The sequence below is a fragment of the uncultured Bacteroides sp. genome (genome assembly GCF_910586915.1).
GTDB lineage: Bacteria > Bacteroidota > Bacteroidia > Bacteroidales > Bacteroidaceae > Bacteroides.
In genome coordinates this window covers 1-16,526 of record NZ_CAJULN010000029.1, presented here as the reverse complement: position 1 = coordinate 16,526, position 16,526 = coordinate 1, and the positions used below count along the sequence as shown (strand labels likewise).

Below are 16,526 nucleotides of genomic sequence, written 5' to 3'. Positions count from 1 at the left end.
CTTTTTACGTATGGGATTCTTTAATAAACAACGAACAGACGGTCGGACATACGACGGTCAGGGAGAAGAGCGCAAAGGTTTTATCGACCGGATATCGTTCAACGGAGAAGCAGAAGACATCGTATGGAAATTTCCTTATGACAATCTCTCCGTCGGCTCACAGTTAATAGTGAACCACAGCCAAGAAGCTATTTTCCTGCGTGGCGGGGCTATATGTGATGTTTTTGGTGAAGGAACACACACGCTTTCCATCAATAATATTCCTATCCTTCAAAAACTTATCAATCTGCCCTTCGGAGGACGCACTCCTTTTACGGCAGAAGTATGGTTTGTCAGCAAAACCGTACGCCGTAACCTTAAGTTCGGTACCGTCCATCCTGTTCCTGTCAGAGATCCGCTTTACAGTATCCCTATCCCGGTGCGTGCTTTCGGGGAATACGGTATCCGCATTACAGACGCCTCCATGTTGCTGGGCGAATTGGTAGGTACTCTTCATTTATTCGATACCCAAAGCATTATAGAACAATTCAAATCCGTAGTTCTCCAGCAATTGAACGCCAGCTTCGGTCAATTTATGAAGCGGGAAAGAATCTCAGTGGTCGATTTGCCCGAATTTTCGCCACAAATGGCACAATACCTGCACGACAGCCTACGAAACGAATTTGCCAAGTTTGGTATCAGCCTGGAGAATTTCAACCTGTCCAGCATCAATTATGATGAAAATCACCCGAATGTCCAAAAAGTGCTGGAAGCACAGGCCAATGCCGCAGCCGAAATATTCGAAGCACAAGGACGCGCGCAACGACGCAACATCGAACATTACACTTTCCAGGAAGAACGACAATTTGACGTTATGGAAACAGCAGCCGGAAACGAAGGGGGAAGCGGACAAATGATGAGCGTCGGAATGGGACTGGGTATGGGAGTAGGTATCGGAGGAGCGTTTGGCACACAAATGGGAAACATAGCCGATGTCATGACAAGCCAGCAACAGGCGCCCGCCACTCCGCCGCCTGTTGCCAGTATGTATCATGTATTGGTCAATAATGCCCAACAAGGCCCGTTCGACTTGTCGGCACTGCAACAAATGGTACAAAACGGAACTATCACACGCGAAAGTTATGTATGGAAAAACGGTATGCCACAATGGAGCAAAGCCGGTGATTGCGCAGAGTTACAGTCATTATTCGGCGCAGTTCCTCCCCCACCGCCTATCCTGTAACCCTTTTCTTTAACGAATCTGCATATGACCAAAAACAACATTTCTTTCATATCCAACATAATAGTACCTCTGCTGACAGGTATTGTCACGATGGTACTATTTCTACTGTTCCAGCCAGAGGATGCGGGTGCCTTGTTTTATACGAACCTCACATATACGTTATTGCTGGAGGGAATATTCTTCGGTTATCTGAATTGCGTACGACGCAGAGAGCGGAACGTATCGGGAGCATTCTACAGCATCATGGGAATCGGCGCCGTTTACTATATGATAGGCGGCACAAGCTGGATGGCAGGTTATTCCTTGCTGATGAGTGGCTTCCTTTCATACAATGTATATATTGCCGTACATATCATCATGCTGCTGTTGTTTGTAATTCTCAGTTCGCTCATCACACAGACCGACAACAATTATCAGGAACAGACGGAAAAACAGATGTGCGAAATAAAGAATATCCGTTTTTATACGGAGAAGATGAAACTGCTTGCTTCCACCTACCTGCGTGAAGGCAACAGCAAAGGTTGCGACCTTTCGCAATCGGACGGATATAAAGCATTAGGAACGCTTATCATTAAGATAAGCCACCTTACTCCTGCTGTTTTTCGGAACAATATGGCGGTAGGACAACTCAACGGAATAGTAGAGCGTTGCGAAAATATCCTTACCGAAATGCAGCATCCCGACGCAGACTGCCACACGATTGACCGCCAACTGAAACAGTTTTCCGCCAATGCGGAAGGCGAAATAAACCTGCTGCGCAATCTATCCCGGAAATAACTTACTTCAAAAAAAGAAATAAAGTACCAATCATGGAAATCATCTCACTTTCATGCCCCAGTTGCGGAGCTCATGTGTCTACGCAACAGCAAAATTGCGAATACTGCCAAAGCCCGATTATCCTCACTTCCTTCAAGGGAGTAAGTGATATGCCTTTGCCGCAAATCAACAAGTATGCCAATTCTTACAAGAAATCGCTGACCGAGAATCCTGACAATCGAGACTTGAACTTATCGGTCGGTATCTGCTATCTGCGACTGAAAATGTATGAAAAGGCTGCCGCCGCTTTCGAGAAAGCAACGGCGGAGAATTTCGACAACCCCGAACCCTTCTTCCTTGCCGCCGTCTCCTTGCTGCAAGGCAAGAAACCGTTTGTGACACCCCGGCCCGCCATCAATCAAATAGAAGAGTATCTGAATGCGGCAGTCATGATTGAACCGCAACCGGTTTTTTACTATTTCATGTCCTACATTAAACAGGATTACTACAACAGGAAATTCTTCAAGACATCGCCTACAGCCGAAGAGTTGTTCACTACCGCCATCCAATACGGACTTACGGAGTACGACATCAACTCTTTCCATGCCATGCTCGGCGTGCCCCGGCCTTAAGTCGCCGTCAGCATAATCCCCGACAGGATGCGTCCGGAACGGACGCCCAACCGCCTTGCGGAAAAGAATTCCTCGTAGCACGCATACGTGCAGATACCCGCCAGTTCTATCCGGCTGTCGGGCACTCCGAAGTCAGCCAACTGCATCCGGTTGGCTTCCCACAGGTCGATGTGGAGTTTCCCTGTCTGCCTGTTGCACATGGAGATGCGAGACATATCAAAGTCTTGCTTCTGAAATGCTTCGTACACCTCTGCGCCTACTTCAAAAGAATCAAGCGAGATGCTGGGACCGATGCAGGCCAAGAGGTCTGCACCTTCCGTGCCGAAGCAACGGTTCATCTCCTGCAAAGTGCGGCTGAGGATATGCGCCACTGTCCCCCGCCATCCGGCATGAACGGCGGCAACGGCACGGTGCACCCGGTCGTAGAGCAACACGGGGACGCAGTCGGCTGTCGAGATGCAAATGCAGTGTCCCGGTTCGGAAGTCATCAGGGCGTCTACTCCATGCAGGAGTTCTTCTTTCCTTGCGGCAGGCAGGGTGTGAAAGGAGGCGTCTATGCGGCGTATCTCCACTCCGTGGGTCTGCACGGGCACTATCAGTTCGGCGGGGCGCTGCGGGAAGGCTTCCAACAGCCGTGTCCGGTTTTGGCGGACGTGTGCGGCCTCATCACCACAGTAATGCGAGCAGTTGAACGATGCGTAGGCTCCACCGCCTACTCCTCCGTGGCGGGTGGTTACAAAATGGAAAATGTCGGAGTACAAGTGCAGTGACTCGTACCCCAACATTCTTCTATCTTCCGTAAGCGATATCATTTCTCCTCCCAGTCTTCTTCTTCGTATTCATAATCGAAATCGTCGTCATCGTCCGCATATTCATAAGCGATGTCTTCATCCTCGCCCATGTCTTTGAGTTCCTGTTGCAGACGGGATACGTCTTTCGGACGGTGTACGATTGCTTCTATCTTGTTGCTCTCTTTGTTGAGTTCTTCCCAAAGGATGTCTTTCAGCACGGAGATTCCTAAACCGGCAACCGAGGATATGAACACGTGCGGCACGCCTTCGGGCAAGGTGGGCTCGATTTCGTCCATCAACTCCTGGTCGAGCATATCGCTCTTGGTGATGGCAAGCACACGTTGCTTGTCGAGCATCTCGGGGTTGAAGGTGCGCAACTCGTTGAGCAGGATGTCGTATTCCTTGCGAATGTCGTCGCTATCTGCCGGAACCATAAACAGCAGCAGGGAGTTGCGCTCGATGTGGCGCAGGAAGCGTAGTCCCAGGCCTTTGCCCTGGCTGGCTCCTTCGATGATTCCGGGGATGTCTGCCATTACGAACGATTTGCCGTCGCGGTAGGAGACGATGCCTAAGTTGGGCTCGAGTGTCGTGAAGGGATAATCGGCTATTTTGGGTTTCGCCGCCGAGATGGAGGAGAGCAGTGTGGACTTTCCTGCATTGGGGAAACCTACCAAGCCGACGTCGGCAAGGAGTTTCAGCTCCATGATGACGGTCATTTCCTGCATCGGTTCGCCCGGCTGTGCAAAACGCGGTGCCTGTCGGGTAGCCGTCTTGAAGTGCCAGTTGCCCTGACCGCCGCGACCGCCTTTGAGGAGGATTACTTCTTGTCCGTCGTCGGTGACGTCGCAGAGGTATTCTCCGGTTTCGGCGTTGTAGACTACCGTTCCGCAGGGTACTTCTATTATTTTGTCCGCACCGTCTTTTCCGAAACTGCGGTTCTTGCTTCCCGATTCGCCGTGGCCTGCCATAGCGTGGCGGTCGTACTTCAGGTGGAGCAGGGTCCAGTAGTTACGGTTGCCGCGCAGGATGATATGGCCTCCTCTTCCGCCATCGCCCCCGTCGGGACCTCCGTTGGGACAATATTTCTCGCGCCTCATGTGCGTAGAACCTCTTCCGCCCTTACCTGAGCGGCAGTATATCTTTACGTAATCAACAAAATTCGATTCAGCCATTGTGGGGATGTTTAGTAGTCAGTAGTCAGAGGTAGTTAAGTAGGATACTCTGGCTACTGACTTTGGTTTATAATTTATTATATATGGGGGTTAGTAGTATTTTATCAGACTTTGACAGTAGGAGTTCAGCATACGGCTTACCTCTGCTGCTTGTTGTTGTAGTTCGGTTTTCTCCATATCGGAAATATATCCCAAATCTTTGGAGAGAATCAAGAAGTTACGGGTTTCCTCCAATGAGCCTTGAGATATATTGTAAAAATGCAATTTGTCTTTCTTTCCCATCCTGACAAAACCTTCAGCTATATTTGCCGTAATAGAAGCGGAAGCCCTGCGCATTTGATTGACCAATCCGAACATCTCCTCCTTAGGAAACTTTCGGATCACCCGATAAATATCCAATACATACTGATGGGCTTTCTGCCACACCAGCAAATCTTCAAATGACTGCGCAGACATTCCTACTTAACTACTCTAACTACTTAACTACTCTTTAACCACTCCATCCACCACTTCGCAGATTTCGGCAAAGATTCCCTCCATCGTACCCAATCCGTTGATGTGCTGGTATTTCTGTTCGTTCTTGTACCAGTCAATCAGCGGAGCAGTCTGTGAGTGATATACGTGCAGACGTTTTTTGATAGTCTCTTCGTTATCGTCGGCACGGCCCGAGTCCTTGCCTCGTTTGATAAGGCGCACCATCAGTTCGGCTTCCGGCACTTCGAGGTCGAGCATCACCGATACTCCCTGTCCTCTTTCGGCCAACATCTTCTTCAATGCTTCCGCCTGCGCTATTGTTCTGGGGAAACCGTCGAAGATAACACCCTTGCTGTCCTCGAAGCTGTCGAACACGCTTGCCAGGATATCAATCATCAGTTCGTCGGGAATCAGTTGTCCCTGGTCGATATAGCCTTTGGCAGTCTTGCCCAACTCCGTGCCGTTCTTGATTTCCGCACGCAAAACATCTCCCGTAGAGATGTGGTTGATTCCATACTTTTCTACAATACGTTCGCTCTGTGTCCCTTTTCCTGAACCGGGAGCACCGAAAATTACAATGTTCAACATTTTGTTATTTTACTGTTTTAACTATTTACAATTTACCATTTAAAACTGGTACCTATTATTCTGCCAATCTGTTACCCTTCTTCCACTACTGTATAAATGTCGGGGTAGTTTCGTCCGAAGCCGTCGTAGTCGAGTCCGTAGCCGACGATGAAGTCGTTCGGTATTTCCATTGCCACGTACTTGATATTGAGGTCAACCTTCAGTTTGTCCGGCTTCACCAGCAGCGAGGCGATGTGTATCTCTTCGGGGTTGCGCGTGCCCAATGTTTCCAGCAGGCGTTGCATGGTAAGCCCCGTGTCCACGATATCCTCTACGATGACAATCGTACGCCCGGCGATGTCCTCATTCAAGCCGATTACTTCCTTGATGACTCCGGTGGAAGTGACGCCCTGATAAGAAGCCAACTTCACAAACGAGATTTCGCAAGGGATGGTGATATGTTTCAGCAAATCGGCGGTAAACATAAACGAGCCGTTCAGCACACTAAGGAAAAGCGGATTCTTGCCCGCCAGGTCGCGGTTGATTTCGTTTGCCACGCGAATCACTTCCTTCTGTATTTCTTGTTCCTTAATAGAAACGGTAAATAGTTTGTCTTTTATCTGAATGGTATCCATAACCGGTTATTTTAAAAAAGTTGTCGCAAAAATACAATTTTTTCTTCTACTCCGTGCATCCTTCGCCGCAATTTCTTTGAAAGAAGGAAGATGAGGATTGTTTTCAGCCCCCGGGCACAGTGCCCGCCGGTTCATGGCAACGGCGGGCAAAGAAAACTGCTTGAAGGCGGGCGCAAAACCGTTTCCGGTCAAAGGCCGACTCCAGTCGGCTTTTGTCAAAAACGGCTTTTCCACCACACATAAAGCAGACATTGCGTATGTGTCAAACGGACTTCACGCGTTGGCCAGGCACGATTCACAAGTTTTCTTCCCGCAACAAACGGGAAAAGTCAGAAGAATCATGTACATTTGTCGCAAGAAAACTAAAAAGAACATCCAAATGAAAATATTCCCAAGCAGCAGTATCAAGAAATTAGATGCTTATACCATTGAACACGAACTGATTGCGTCGATAGACCTGATGGAACGTGCAGCAACCGCTCTCACCAAAGCCATTACCAAGAGATGGAACACGGAAACGCCCGTCACCGTATTTGCAGGTCCGGGCAACAACGGTGGAGACGCCCTCGCCGTAGCCCGCATGATGGCCGAGAAAGGATACAAGACAGAAGTCTACCTATTTAATATAAAGGGAGAACTTTCGCCCGACTGCCAGACGAACAAAGAACTGGTGGAAATGATGGAAGAAGTGACATTCCACGAAATCAGCACACAGTTCATTCCACCGGTCTTAACCCCCGACCACCTGGTCATCGACGGCCTGTTCGGTTCGGGACTGAACAAACCGCTGAGCGGCGGATTCGCAGCCGTAGTGAAATACATCAACTCCTCTTCCGCCACAGTGGCAGCCATCGACATACCCTCGGGACTGATGGGAGAGGAAAATACATTCAACATCAAAGGCAACATCATCCGCGCCGACGTCACCTTCAGCCTACAACTGCCGAAGCTGGCTTTCCTCTTTGCCGAAAACGCCGAATTCGTGGGCGAATGGGAGTTGCTCGACATCGAACTGAGCGAAGAGGGAATCGAGGAGACAGAGACCAACTACGAAATACTGGAAATGGAGGAAATACGGTCGCTCATCAAACCGCGCAAGCCATTCGCCCATAAAGGCAACTTCGGCCGTGCACTGCTCATAGCCGGCTCGAAAGGAATGGCAGGCGCCTCGGTACTGGCCGCCCGTGCCTGCCTGCGCTCCGGCGTAGGGCTGCTCACCGTACACGCCCCGATATGTAACGGCAACATCCTGCAAACCGCCGTGCCCGAAGCAATGGTAGAGACCGACGCCAGCGAAGACTACTTCGCCGTGCCCACCGACACCGACGACTATCAAGCCGTAGGCATCGGCCCCGGATTGGGGCAGAACGAGGAGACCGAAGCCGCCCTCATAGAACAACTCGAACAGTGCCAGACGCCTGTAGTGCTCGACGCCGACGCACTGAACATCCTCGCCAACCACCGCCACACGCTCACGCATCTGCCGAAAGGCTCCATCCTCACCCCGCACCCGAAGGAGTTGGAACGGCTCACCGGCAAGTGCCAGGATTCTTACGAGCGGCTGACGAAAGCGTGCGAATTGGCACACGCCGCCCATGTGCATATTGTACTGAAAGGCGCATTCTCCGCCATCATCACCCCCAAAGGCAAATGCTTCTTCAACCCCACAGGCAATCCCGGAATGGCAACCGGCGGCAGTGGCGATGTGCTCACCGGAGTAATCCTCGCTCTCCTGGCACAAGGCTATTCCAGCGAAGAGGCTGCCAAAATCGGAGTCTACATCCACGGATTGGCGGGAGACATAGCCCAAAAGAAACAAGGTACGGTGGGGCTGATAGCAAGCGACATCGTCACCTGCCTGCCCGCAGCCTGGAGGGTCGTAAGCGAATAAAAGTTAAGAACTTACCGTTTTTTCAATAACTTCATTAACTTTGTTTTCAAAACCAGTGAAAAGAAAACCGCATATGAAAAAGTTGATTATGGCAGCAGGAGTACTCATGGCTACTTCTGCATACGCACAAACCGAAGTACTGACGGGCGTCACCCGTGGCAAGGATTACGGAGTGGTGTACAGCCTGCCAAAGACTCAAATAGAGCTTGAAATAAAAACCAGCAAAGTGAGCTACACCCCGGGAGAGTTCTGCAAATATGCCGACCGCTACCTGCGGCTGAATAACGTATCCCCCACCCCCGAAACGTATTGGGAACTGACCGGCGTAAAAGTGAAATCAGTAGGAATACCCGACAGCGAAGCTACCTACTTCGTCAAACTGAAAGACAAAACGGTAGCCCCGCTCATGGAACTTACCGAAAACGGAATGGTGAAATCCATCAACGTGCCCTACAGCCCCGACCACTCTGCAAAGAAAAGCGCCCCGGCCGCTCCCGCCCCCTCCAAGAGCACCAATCCCCGCGACTTCCTGACCGAAGAGATTCTGATGGCAAACTCCACAGCCAAGATGGCAGAGTTGGTGGCTAAGGAAATCTACAATATCCGCGAAAGCAAAAACGCCTTATTGCGCGGGCAGGCGGACAACACGCCCTCGGATGGCGCACAGCTCAAAATCATGCTCGACAACTTGAATATGCAGGAAGACGCCATGACCAAAATGTTCTCCGGCGTGCGTAGCAAAGAGGAAAAAACATTCACCGTCCGCCTTACCCCCGACAAGGAACTCAGTAACGAAGTCGCTTTCCGTTTCTCCAAGAAGTTGGGCGTGGTTGCCAACCACGACTTGGCGGGAACCCCGTTCTATATCAGCCTGAAAGACCTGAAATCGGTCAATATACCCCAGGAGGACGGAAAGAAGAAAAAAGACTTGGATGGAATTGCCTACAACGTTCCCGGACAAGCATTGGTCATACTGACCGACGGCAAGAGGAAACTATACGAAGGCGAACTTCCCGTTACCCAATTCGGCGTGGTAGAATACCTGGCGCCGGTATTGTTCAACAAAAACAACACCATCAAAGTGTACTTCGACCCGAATACGGGCGGATTAATCAAAGTAGACAGGGAAGAGGGCAAATAAAAGCCCTCAACCCGTAGCACATCCATACCCTTATGCTAATTATAGTTAAAACATTTGGTTGAACCATTGCATTAAAATAACTTTGCAGTAGTTTTTATAGAAGACCTGAATCTGCCAATTTAATTAGCATCATGTAGTTATGAAAAAGACAAAAGTCGTATGTCATTTATTACTACTTTTTTCATTCATTCTGCCTATTGAGGGTATGGAAGTGTCGAAAGATACTTTGTATGTGCAAGTGAAGTTCCGACAGGGCTACTCCTCTGTCGACACTCTTTTCTGCGACAATAAGGCACATCTGGAACACTTGGTCTCTCTATTGAACAATGCTGTCTCCGATTCGTCGGCAATTGTAAAGTCCATAACGATAAAAGGATGCGCCTCGCCCGAAGGATATACTCCCATGAATCGCACTCTTTCGGAGAAACGTGCAAAGAACGTACGTGCTTATATCCTCAACAAAACCCACCTCGCAGATTCCATCATCAAAGTAGCTCCCTCCGATGTAGACTGGGAATTACTGAGCAAAATGATAGCCGCCACTGAACAGCCGTGGCGCAACGAAGCGATTGAAATCATTGCCAATACTCCCATTTGGATTTTCGACAAGGATAAGCGTATCGTAGACGGTCGTAAAAACCGTTTATGTATGCTCCGGGGCGGACGTGCATGGGAGTATATGAAGGAGAAATTTTTCCCCGACTTACGGAATGCACGGTTCCGCATCGAATGTGTGCGGGAGCTATTGTGTGTCGATGCCGACAAACTCCCCCAAGATACGCTCACCGTTATCGACCCGTCAGTAGCGGCTTCTAATCACGATTCGATTGTTCACAATCCGACTGCCCATGATTCGGCAACCTATGTTCCTGTTGTCTCGGCCCCTCGTATCTCTACCCAGAAAGAACACAAGAGAATTACCGCCTTACTGAAAACCAACCTACTTTATGATGGCGCCGCCATTCCCAACATCGGGTTGGAAGTGGCTATCGGTTCTCAATGGTCGGTTGGAGCCAACTGGGTATATGCATGGTGGAACAATGATGTGAAACACCGTTTTTGGCGTATCTACGGTGGCGATGCCGAGTGTCGTTATTGGTTTTCTCCTCAGCACCGAAAGCGGTCGGCGCTGTGTGGACATCACGTCGGAATCTACGGTCAAATGCTGACTTACGACATGGAATGGGGCGGACGCGGCTATTTGGGCGACCGTTGGAGTTGGGGCGCCGGTCTCTCCTACGGATATTCGTTGCCGATAGGGCGGCAATTCAATATCGACTTCACCTTAGGAGTCGGCTATTTGAACGGCGATTACATGAAATATCACCCCGAAGACAATTGCTATGTGTGGGAATCTACCCGCAACCGGAAATGGTTCGGTCCTACTAAAGCCGAAATATCACTTGTCTGGTACATCGGAGGGCGCAACGAACAGAAGGGAGGTGCGCAATGATGCGTTTCTCCTATATAATATGGTATATGCTGTCGGTATCAGCCATACTGTTCAGTTCGTGCGAACATAAGGATATTTGTTTCGACCATTCGCACATGGTCGACATGGAAATAAAGTTCGACTGGGAAGCAGCTCCCAATGCCACTCCTCAGACGATGGTCGTACAGATTTTCCGTACAGACGGCAGCCATTATATCCGCCACGAATTCGGTTCGACCAATGGTGGAAAGATTCGCATTGAAGCAGGCAAGTACAAATTATTGTTCCACAACGGCGAAATGAAATCGGTAGACGAACGCGGAAATACATATGACACGTACGAGGTAACCACTCTTCCGCAATCTCTTCTCGACCCGATGGGACGGGGTGAGTTGAGTATGCCGCCACGCCCGTCCGACACCGACGACCAACTTGTACATGGCGTCCCCGAAACGGTATGGGGCGGATGTCACGAAAAGTTGGAAGTATTGGCAGGAGTGTCCGGCCAGTCGGTCACATTATTTCCCGCCGAAGCAACGGTAGAATATACCATCGAGGTGCGGAACGTACAGAATATGTCCGACAATCTCGATATCAGCGCAGCACTCACGGGTATGTCGGAGAGTTGGCGCCCGGCTTACGGTATATCTTCCGGTCTGTCTGTGACAATGCCGCTCTCGTTGCAACGTCCCGACAGCCACACGCTTATTGCCCGGTTCGTATCATTTGGCCATTGTCCGCAAGAAGAAGGAATCCACTACTTTTCCATCTATACGTCCAACAAGAACTTTCTTGATTTCGATGTGACCGACCAAATGCATGAGGTTACCGACCCGAAACATATCCATGTGGTAATTGACGAAGAGGTGGTTCTTCCAAAACCGGAAGAAGGAATGTCTCCGTCGGTTCCGGGATGGGACGAAGTGGAAGTGGATATACCGATGGATTAATGAATAAATTAACAAAATAAAAAGAATAGATTATGAACAAAAATGTAAAATTACTGGGAATGACCGCAATGCTTTCCATTACGTTTGCCGCTTGTTCAAACGATGAATTGGTGGAGAGCTATCAGGGTGAGGGAATTTCATTCACTACGCAAGTGAGGACACGTGCAAATGTGACCAACCTAAACAACTTGAAAGCCTTTCGTGTATATGCCGATGCCGACAAATACAACACGATGTTTATCAACGGTGATGTAGCCAAAAAAGAAAACAACACCAACAAATACATATTGAAGAATAAAAATGAAGAAAGTTATTTTTGGCCTTCAAATGTAAACACCATTCGCTTTTGGGCGTATGGACCCGCAGGAAATGACAATAAAGATGAAGATATTGATATAGAACCTAAAATAACTGCACAAAACCAAACATTTGGTGATTACACTCCTACCTCAAACTTAGAGAAGGGTGGAGAATCCCATAAAGATCTTGTTGTGGCTTATACAGAAGCTACGCGAACAGGAGTAACCGGTATGAACGTAGAATTGAAATTCAACCACGCATTATCACAGATTGCCATTAAAGCCAAATGTGGCCCCGGACGATATGTAGATATCAAAGGAGCATGGTTAATGAATGTATATGGAAGCGGACAACTTTCATTTGATAATACCAAAGTAACACAAGATGAAAAAGAAGTATTCAAATATAAAAATTGCATGAGATGGGATTATGATACCAAGCCCAAAGCCAACTATGGTGTTTTCTTTAAAGAAGAAGTATCACTTAATCAAGGTTATGCAAGTTTAATCAAAGAACAAACTACCGAACAGATTTCAGAGCAAACCAGTAGCAGCAGTTTGATGCTTATTCCACAAAAAGCTGAAGCGCTGAATAATACAGCAACTTCCGATGGAGCATATATCTTATTGCTTTGCCGTGTTGAAGTGGAACATCCGGGTGCAGAACATCTCGAAGGAGATGAAGATAAACCTGCCACAAGTAATGCTACACACAAGCATCAACTTTTCCCAGCCAATGACACAGTTGATGAAACACAATATGGATATACTTGTGTCCCTATTACACCGGATTGGCAACCGGGAGTAACCTACATATACAATTTGGAATTCTGTGGAGCAAACAGTGGTGCGGGCATTTATCCACCCGATGGTGTGGAAAATACTAATGGCCTGCCTAAATCCGAAACAGGTGTATTGACAATCGTCAAACGTCCTACGGGCAAAAATCCGGGCGATCTTGTACTTGATTACCCTATTTCTTTCAAGGTATCAGTAGAAGAATGGGAATCTGCAAAAGAAGACGAAAGCAAGCCCAACACTCCGATGAGCTAATCATTGATTCTATTTAAAGAAAAACGACTGTAATCATTATGCGACATTCCAATTCCTTTCGTCCTGCCTTCGGATTCATAGGCCTTATATGTACATATATGGCGATAGCTTATTCCGTATCTTCCTGTATAGACGATACATTCAATAAATACCAACAGGAAGAGACAGGTTTGCTTACATTCGACGTAGAAGTACCAAACAATTGGAGTAACGGCTTATCTCGTGCAGCAACGGATATAAGCATAAAGAAAATGTCGCAATCCGACGATGCGGAACCGTTATACCTTGTCACTGAGATATCGGAAGCTACTGTAAACGCAGCAGCTTCCGATGCTGTGACTCGCGGTACTCCGGTTACCTCTACCGACAAGTTTTACGATAACTTCGGACTTTCCGCTATCTGTTATACCGGTGAATGGCCAACAGAAGAGCCAACCGATTGGAGCACTAATTTTGCACGCAACTTAAAAGTAAGCAAAGGCACAGGTACTACCTGGAATACGGAAGAGAAACTGAATTGGCTTGGCTCGGGCAAAATACGGTTCTTTGCCTATTCTCCATATTCTGCTACAGACAAACCGGAAAACGGTATCAACTATTCTAACACAACGATTCCGACACTCACCTACACCGTCCCCGAAGACGTGAAAGCACAATGCGACCTCATGACAGCAATGGAAGACTGTCCGGGAGGGCAAGGAGGAGCTGTATCCTTAAAATTTAAACATACATTGACCGCCGTCACCATAAAAACAGGACAGAAAATGCTAGAAGGAACCATTACGAAAGTCTCCCTCACGGGAGTACACGGTAAGGGAACTCATCAAATCGGCTCTGATAAATGGACGACAACTTCAGAAACGACCGACTTCGAAGTAACACTTTCCCTCAAATTGCCGGAAAAAGAAAATAACACCGACACAACCCCTAACGAAGAAAAAGATATCGTAGATTACACAAAACCCGGCGAGGAAATCGTAGACGGTGAGCTAACCTTCATGATGATTCCCCAAACTCTTCCCACAGACGCCAAGTTAATCGTAGAGTTTACAGACAGCCTGACCCATACTCCCCGCACCTTGACTGCCAAACTCGAAGGAAGTGAATGGCCAATGGGAAAGAAAGTCGCCTACTCTATTTCTTCTACAGGAATTATCGTAGAGCCTATTATTGATTTAAAAATCAACCACAACGATATTTGGATGAATGGCGAAGTACCAGCTACCAAAGAGGAACAAAATGCTTATCTTCCAGTCAGTGGTTATTTGCATGATGTGCAGTTGGCGGCATATGCAAAAGTGGTGCAAGAAGGACAGGCAACAAAGAATTTAGCGTTTTCTTCTGTCGAGATAGAATATTCCACAAATAATGGAAATAGCTGGACAACGACTCAAAAAGGTAGCGACGGATGGCTTCCTGCTCCTAAACCCGAAGATACCGCTACCTCCACCATAACCGATGACGACCCTGTTCCCTTTGTTTCCGGCTCCATTCTTTTACCGGCACAAGACGCTTTTAAAGAACTACGAGACAAAGCAACTAATGCAACAAACGGAATTTTTAAGATAGACGAGATAAAGGGTTCTAAAACCGAATATCATGACTTAGTTGAAAATAATCCTGTACAAAAAGAAAGTGCCAACTGCTATGTTATCAATCAACCCGGTTATTATAAGTTCCCGGCTTGGTATGGAAATACCTATCAAGGAAAGAATGGGGAATTGGCTTATACATACAATTCTTCAGGTGCCGCATTGGATAGTTTGGTATTGAAAAAATTTGTAGGACACGATGATACCCCGATTAATGGAACAAAAAGCATTCCTAATGTTCACGATGCAATGCTTGTATGGCAGGATAGTCCGGATTTAGTGACGGACATTGAATATAAAGATGGCTGGGTATATTTCTATATGCCCAAAGAGGCTTTCAATCAAGGCAACGCAGTAATTGCCGTACGCGGTAACGATGACGAAAAAACAATCTTATGGAGTTGGCATATATGGGCAACATATTGTGACTTGGAGAAGTTTCAAGAATCAAAGGCAGTGAATGTAAAGGGACAAAATTTCCAATTCTTATGTACCAACCTCGGTTATTGCGATCCTCATGGAAAAGGAGATGAAAGAACAATTAAAATTCGTTTTTGGGGAACCATGCCTAATGGTACAAAACAATTAATAACCAAGAATGTAAGCATTAACGACGTTCCTGTGAAAGAAGAAGAAAATGGTGTATTCACATTTACTCAACCGGGAATAGTCGAATCTACAGCCGGTGATAATCCTTATTTTCAATGGGGACGTAAAGACCCTATGCTTCCGGGAGTATATAATGCAGAAATTCTTGCCAAAGCACCAATAGGAGAGCTTTACTTTGATTACGATCCTCTAAAGATTGATTATAAAGAAGAACTGGATATGGAGAATAAAGTATTTTATTCTACCACAAATTATAAATTTACATCAGCAGAAAGCGGCCGTTCTATTGGCGAAAGCATTAAAGAACCACATCACTTTTTTATACACCGGAGACCTGCATCAGATAAAGATACTCTGAACAATTATTTACGACGCCACTGGCATAATGGCGAGAAAACTATTTATAAGCAAAAAACTATTATGAATTTCTGGAATTCACAATTAGATGAAAGCGGTAATACTGGTTCAACCGAATTGCCTAATAACAAATATGTCGTTAAAACAATATATGATCCTTCGCCAGCAGGATATAAGATTCCACCTCCTTCTGCTTTTTCAAAGTTTGCAAACACTTTAGGTGCTACTATACCAGATAAAGATTTAACTGATTTCCATGCTATTTTGGAAAAAGGAGTCATAACAGGTTGGAATATAAGAGAGAAAGACGGTGGGAATTTATTCCTCTTTCCTGCTACCGGTTTAAGAGATATGGGAATACGTTACCGTGATGTAGAACATGGTACATGGCCTGCTCATTCTAAATTGACATTTATAGCAAGTTCTGGATTCAAAAATGAAGATAACGCTTCTTCAAGTTGCCTTTTATTTTCTATTGACAATAGACAGGCAAACGACAATAAGAATCAACACGTTGGTATCATTTACGGTACTAACAACGCTTATGGATTCACCCTACGTCCCATACGTGAGCGTGATTAATAGGTTTTACCTCAGACACATCAAGTATGTATAGCCATTTCCATATAGGTATACAATAAATATAAGGCAACTAACTCGCAAAGAATTAGTTGCCTTATATATTTCCTAAATATCCCTAATCAACAAAATACAGGAATTACTGTCTCTGATTATAGAGAATCGCCGTCAATCAGAAGTCAACATAGCTATAAATTTTCAATTTCTTCACGAGACAATCCGGTAGCTTGTGAAATCACATCAACAACTATTCCTAATTTTTTCAAATTACGGGCATTGTTTAAGTTCGCTTCTCTTGCACCTTCCATACGTCCCTCTTCACGTCCTTCTGCTCTACCCTCCGCTCTACCTTCTTCACGCTCTGTATTGATATT

Annotated in this window: 15 protein-coding genes and 1 pseudogene; 9 read left to right on the top strand and 7 right to left on the bottom strand. The window is 46.9% G+C overall.

Annotated features, from left to right (window positions below; all coding sequences use genetic code 11):
• Nucleotides 1-10: 10 nt before the first annotated feature.
• The 3 genes from QZ331_RS10505 to QZ331_RS10495 are packed head-to-tail and all read left to right on the top strand — an operon-like array spanning nucleotide 11 to nucleotide 2,610.
• Nucleotides 11-1,222: an SPFH domain-containing protein gene (locus tag QZ331_RS10505; protein ID WP_294630028.1), complete on the top strand. Its 1,212-nt coding sequence runs from the start codon at nucleotides 11-13 to the stop codon at nucleotides 1,220-1,222.
• 24 nt (nucleotides 1,223-1,246) lie between these two features.
• On the top strand, nucleotides 1,247-1,999 hold the full coding sequence (locus tag QZ331_RS10500) for a hypothetical protein (RefSeq protein WP_294630026.1): 753 nt from the start codon (nucleotides 1,247-1,249) through the stop codon (nucleotides 1,997-1,999).
• Between the two features lie 32 nt (nucleotides 2,000-2,031).
• Entirely contained in the window at nucleotides 2,032-2,610 is a 579-nt protein-coding gene (locus tag QZ331_RS10495; protein ID WP_294630024.1) for a zinc ribbon domain-containing protein, read from the top strand.
• On the opposite strand, the gene pgeF is transcribed toward QZ331_RS10495, so the two are convergent.
• The 6 genes from pgeF to QZ331_RS10465 all read right to left on the bottom strand — a co-directional run bounded on the left by pgeF (nucleotide 2,607) and on the right by QZ331_RS10465 (nucleotide 6,501).
• Complete coding sequence (pgeF, locus tag QZ331_RS10490; RefSeq protein ID WP_294630022.1) at nucleotides 2,607-3,422, bottom strand: peptidoglycan editing factor PgeF; 816 nt, start codon at nucleotides 3,420-3,422, stop codon at nucleotides 2,607-2,609. The two genes, QZ331_RS10495 and pgeF, sit on opposite strands and share 4 nt — an antisense overlap.
• Nucleotides 3,419-4,573, bottom strand: coding sequence for a GTPase ObgE (gene obgE / locus QZ331_RS10485; protein WP_294630020.1), 1,155 nt, complete (start codon nucleotides 4,571-4,573; stop codon nucleotides 3,419-3,421). The genes pgeF and obgE overlap by 4 nt, the downstream gene beginning before the upstream one ends.
• Nucleotides 4,574-4,663: 90 nt before the next feature.
• Nucleotides 4,664-5,029 carry a four helix bundle protein gene (locus QZ331_RS10480; RefSeq protein ID WP_294630018.1) on the bottom strand — a complete coding sequence of 122 codons (366 nt, stop codon included), beginning with the start codon at nucleotides 5,027-5,029 and terminating at the stop codon, nucleotides 4,664-4,666.
• 27 nt (nucleotides 5,030-5,056) lie between these two features.
• Nucleotides 5,057-5,635 carry an adenylate kinase gene (locus QZ331_RS10475; RefSeq protein WP_294630016.1) on the bottom strand — a complete coding sequence of 193 codons (579 nt, stop codon included), beginning with the start codon at nucleotides 5,633-5,635 and terminating at the stop codon, nucleotides 5,057-5,059.
• Between the two features lie 71 nt (nucleotides 5,636-5,706).
• Nucleotides 5,707-6,249, bottom strand: coding sequence for a hypoxanthine phosphoribosyltransferase (gene hpt, locus QZ331_RS10470; protein ID WP_294630014.1), 543 nt, complete (start codon nucleotides 6,247-6,249; stop codon nucleotides 5,707-5,709).
• 6 nt (nucleotides 6,250-6,255) lie between these two features.
• Nucleotides 6,256-6,501, bottom strand: a complete 246-nt coding sequence (locus tag QZ331_RS10465; RefSeq protein ID WP_294630012.1) for a hypothetical protein — start codon at nucleotides 6,499-6,501, stop codon at nucleotides 6,256-6,258.
• A 127-nt stretch (nucleotides 6,502-6,628) separates the two neighbouring features.
• Between QZ331_RS10465 and QZ331_RS10460 the strand changes: the two genes are divergently transcribed.
• The 6 genes from QZ331_RS10460 to QZ331_RS10435 all read left to right on the top strand — a co-directional run bounded on the left by QZ331_RS10460 (nucleotide 6,629) and on the right by QZ331_RS10435 (nucleotide 16,155).
• Complete coding sequence (locus QZ331_RS10460) at nucleotides 6,629-8,140, top strand: NAD(P)H-hydrate dehydratase (protein ID WP_294630010.1); 1,512 nt, start codon at nucleotides 6,629-6,631, stop codon at nucleotides 8,138-8,140.
• A gap of 73 nt (nucleotides 8,141-8,213) precedes the next feature.
• Nucleotides 8,214-9,281 carry a DUF4831 family protein gene (locus QZ331_RS10455; protein WP_294630009.1) on the top strand — a complete coding sequence of 356 codons (1,068 nt, stop codon included), beginning with the start codon at nucleotides 8,214-8,216 and terminating at the stop codon, nucleotides 9,279-9,281.
• A 139-nt stretch (nucleotides 9,282-9,420) separates the two neighbouring features.
• A complete protein-coding gene (locus QZ331_RS10450; RefSeq protein ID WP_294630008.1) occupies nucleotides 9,421-10,734 on the top strand; it encodes a DUF3575 domain-containing protein in 1,314 nt (437 codons plus the stop codon).
• Entirely contained in the window at nucleotides 10,731-11,663 is a 933-nt protein-coding gene (locus QZ331_RS10445) for a DUF5119 domain-containing protein (protein ID WP_294630006.1), read from the top strand. Before QZ331_RS10450 ends, QZ331_RS10445 begins: the two co-directional genes overlap by 4 nt.
• A gap of 32 nt (nucleotides 11,664-11,695) precedes the next feature.
• Nucleotides 11,696-13,015 (top strand): fimbrillin family protein, encoded by a 1,320-nt coding sequence (locus QZ331_RS10440; protein ID WP_294630004.1) that lies wholly within the window; start codon nucleotides 11,696-11,698, stop codon nucleotides 13,013-13,015.
• A 98-nt stretch (nucleotides 13,016-13,113) separates the two neighbouring features.
• A complete protein-coding gene (locus tag QZ331_RS10435; RefSeq protein WP_294630002.1) occupies nucleotides 13,114-16,155 on the top strand; it encodes a fimbrillin family protein in 3,042 nt (1,013 codons plus the stop codon).
• Nucleotides 16,156-16,340: 185 nt separating this feature from the next.
• Here the strand turns inward: QZ331_RS10435 and QZ331_RS10430 are convergent.
• A pseudogene (locus QZ331_RS10430) lies at nucleotides 16,341-16,526 on the bottom strand (hypothetical protein); the annotation flags it as partial.

What these genes read in the sequence shown, in the direction of transcription:
- QZ331_RS10450 (WP_294630008.1), top strand. Translation starts at nt 9,421, where the DNA reads ATGAAAAAGACAAAAGTCGTATGTCATTTATTACTACTTTTTTCATTC.
- QZ331_RS10475 (WP_294630016.1), bottom strand. Translation starts at nt 5,635, where the DNA reads ATGTTGAACATTGTAATTTTCGGTGCTCCCGGTTCAGGAAAAGGGACA.
- QZ331_RS10460 (WP_294630010.1), top strand. Translation starts at nt 6,629, where the DNA reads ATGAAAATATTCCCAAGCAGCAGTATCAAGAAATTAGATGCTTATACC.
- QZ331_RS10465 (WP_294630012.1), bottom strand. Translation starts at nt 6,501, where the DNA reads ATGTCTGCTTTATGTGTGGTGGAAAAGCCGTTTTTGACAAAAGCCGAC.
- QZ331_RS10495 (WP_294630024.1), top strand. Translation starts at nt 2,032, where the DNA reads ATGGAAATCATCTCACTTTCATGCCCCAGTTGCGGAGCTCATGTGTCT.
- pgeF (WP_294630022.1), bottom strand. Translation starts at nt 3,422, where the DNA reads ATGATATCGCTTACGGAAGATAGAAGAATGTTGGGGTACGAGTCACTG.
- QZ331_RS10445 (WP_294630006.1), top strand. Translation starts at nt 10,731, where the DNA reads ATGATGCGTTTCTCCTATATAATATGGTATATGCTGTCGGTATCAGCC.
- obgE (WP_294630020.1), bottom strand. Translation starts at nt 4,573, where the DNA reads ATGGCTGAATCGAATTTTGTTGATTACGTAAAGATATACTGCCGCTCA.
- QZ331_RS10440 (WP_294630004.1), top strand. Translation starts at nt 11,696, where the DNA reads ATGAACAAAAATGTAAAATTACTGGGAATGACCGCAATGCTTTCCATT.
- QZ331_RS10500 (WP_294630026.1), top strand. Translation starts at nt 1,247, where the DNA reads ATGACCAAAAACAACATTTCTTTCATATCCAACATAATAGTACCTCTG.
- QZ331_RS10480 (WP_294630018.1), bottom strand. Translation starts at nt 5,029, where the DNA reads ATGTCTGCGCAGTCATTTGAAGATTTGCTGGTGTGGCAGAAAGCCCAT.
- QZ331_RS10455 (WP_294630009.1), top strand. Translation starts at nt 8,214, where the DNA reads ATGAAAAAGTTGATTATGGCAGCAGGAGTACTCATGGCTACTTCTGCA.
- QZ331_RS10505 (WP_294630028.1), top strand. Translation starts at nt 11, where the DNA reads ATGGGATTCTTTAATAAACAACGAACAGACGGTCGGACATACGACGGT.
- hpt (WP_294630014.1), bottom strand. Translation starts at nt 6,249, where the DNA reads ATGGATACCATTCAGATAAAAGACAAACTATTTACCGTTTCTATTAAG.
- QZ331_RS10435 (WP_294630002.1), top strand. Translation starts at nt 13,114, where the DNA reads ATGGCGATAGCTTATTCCGTATCTTCCTGTATAGACGATACATTCAAT.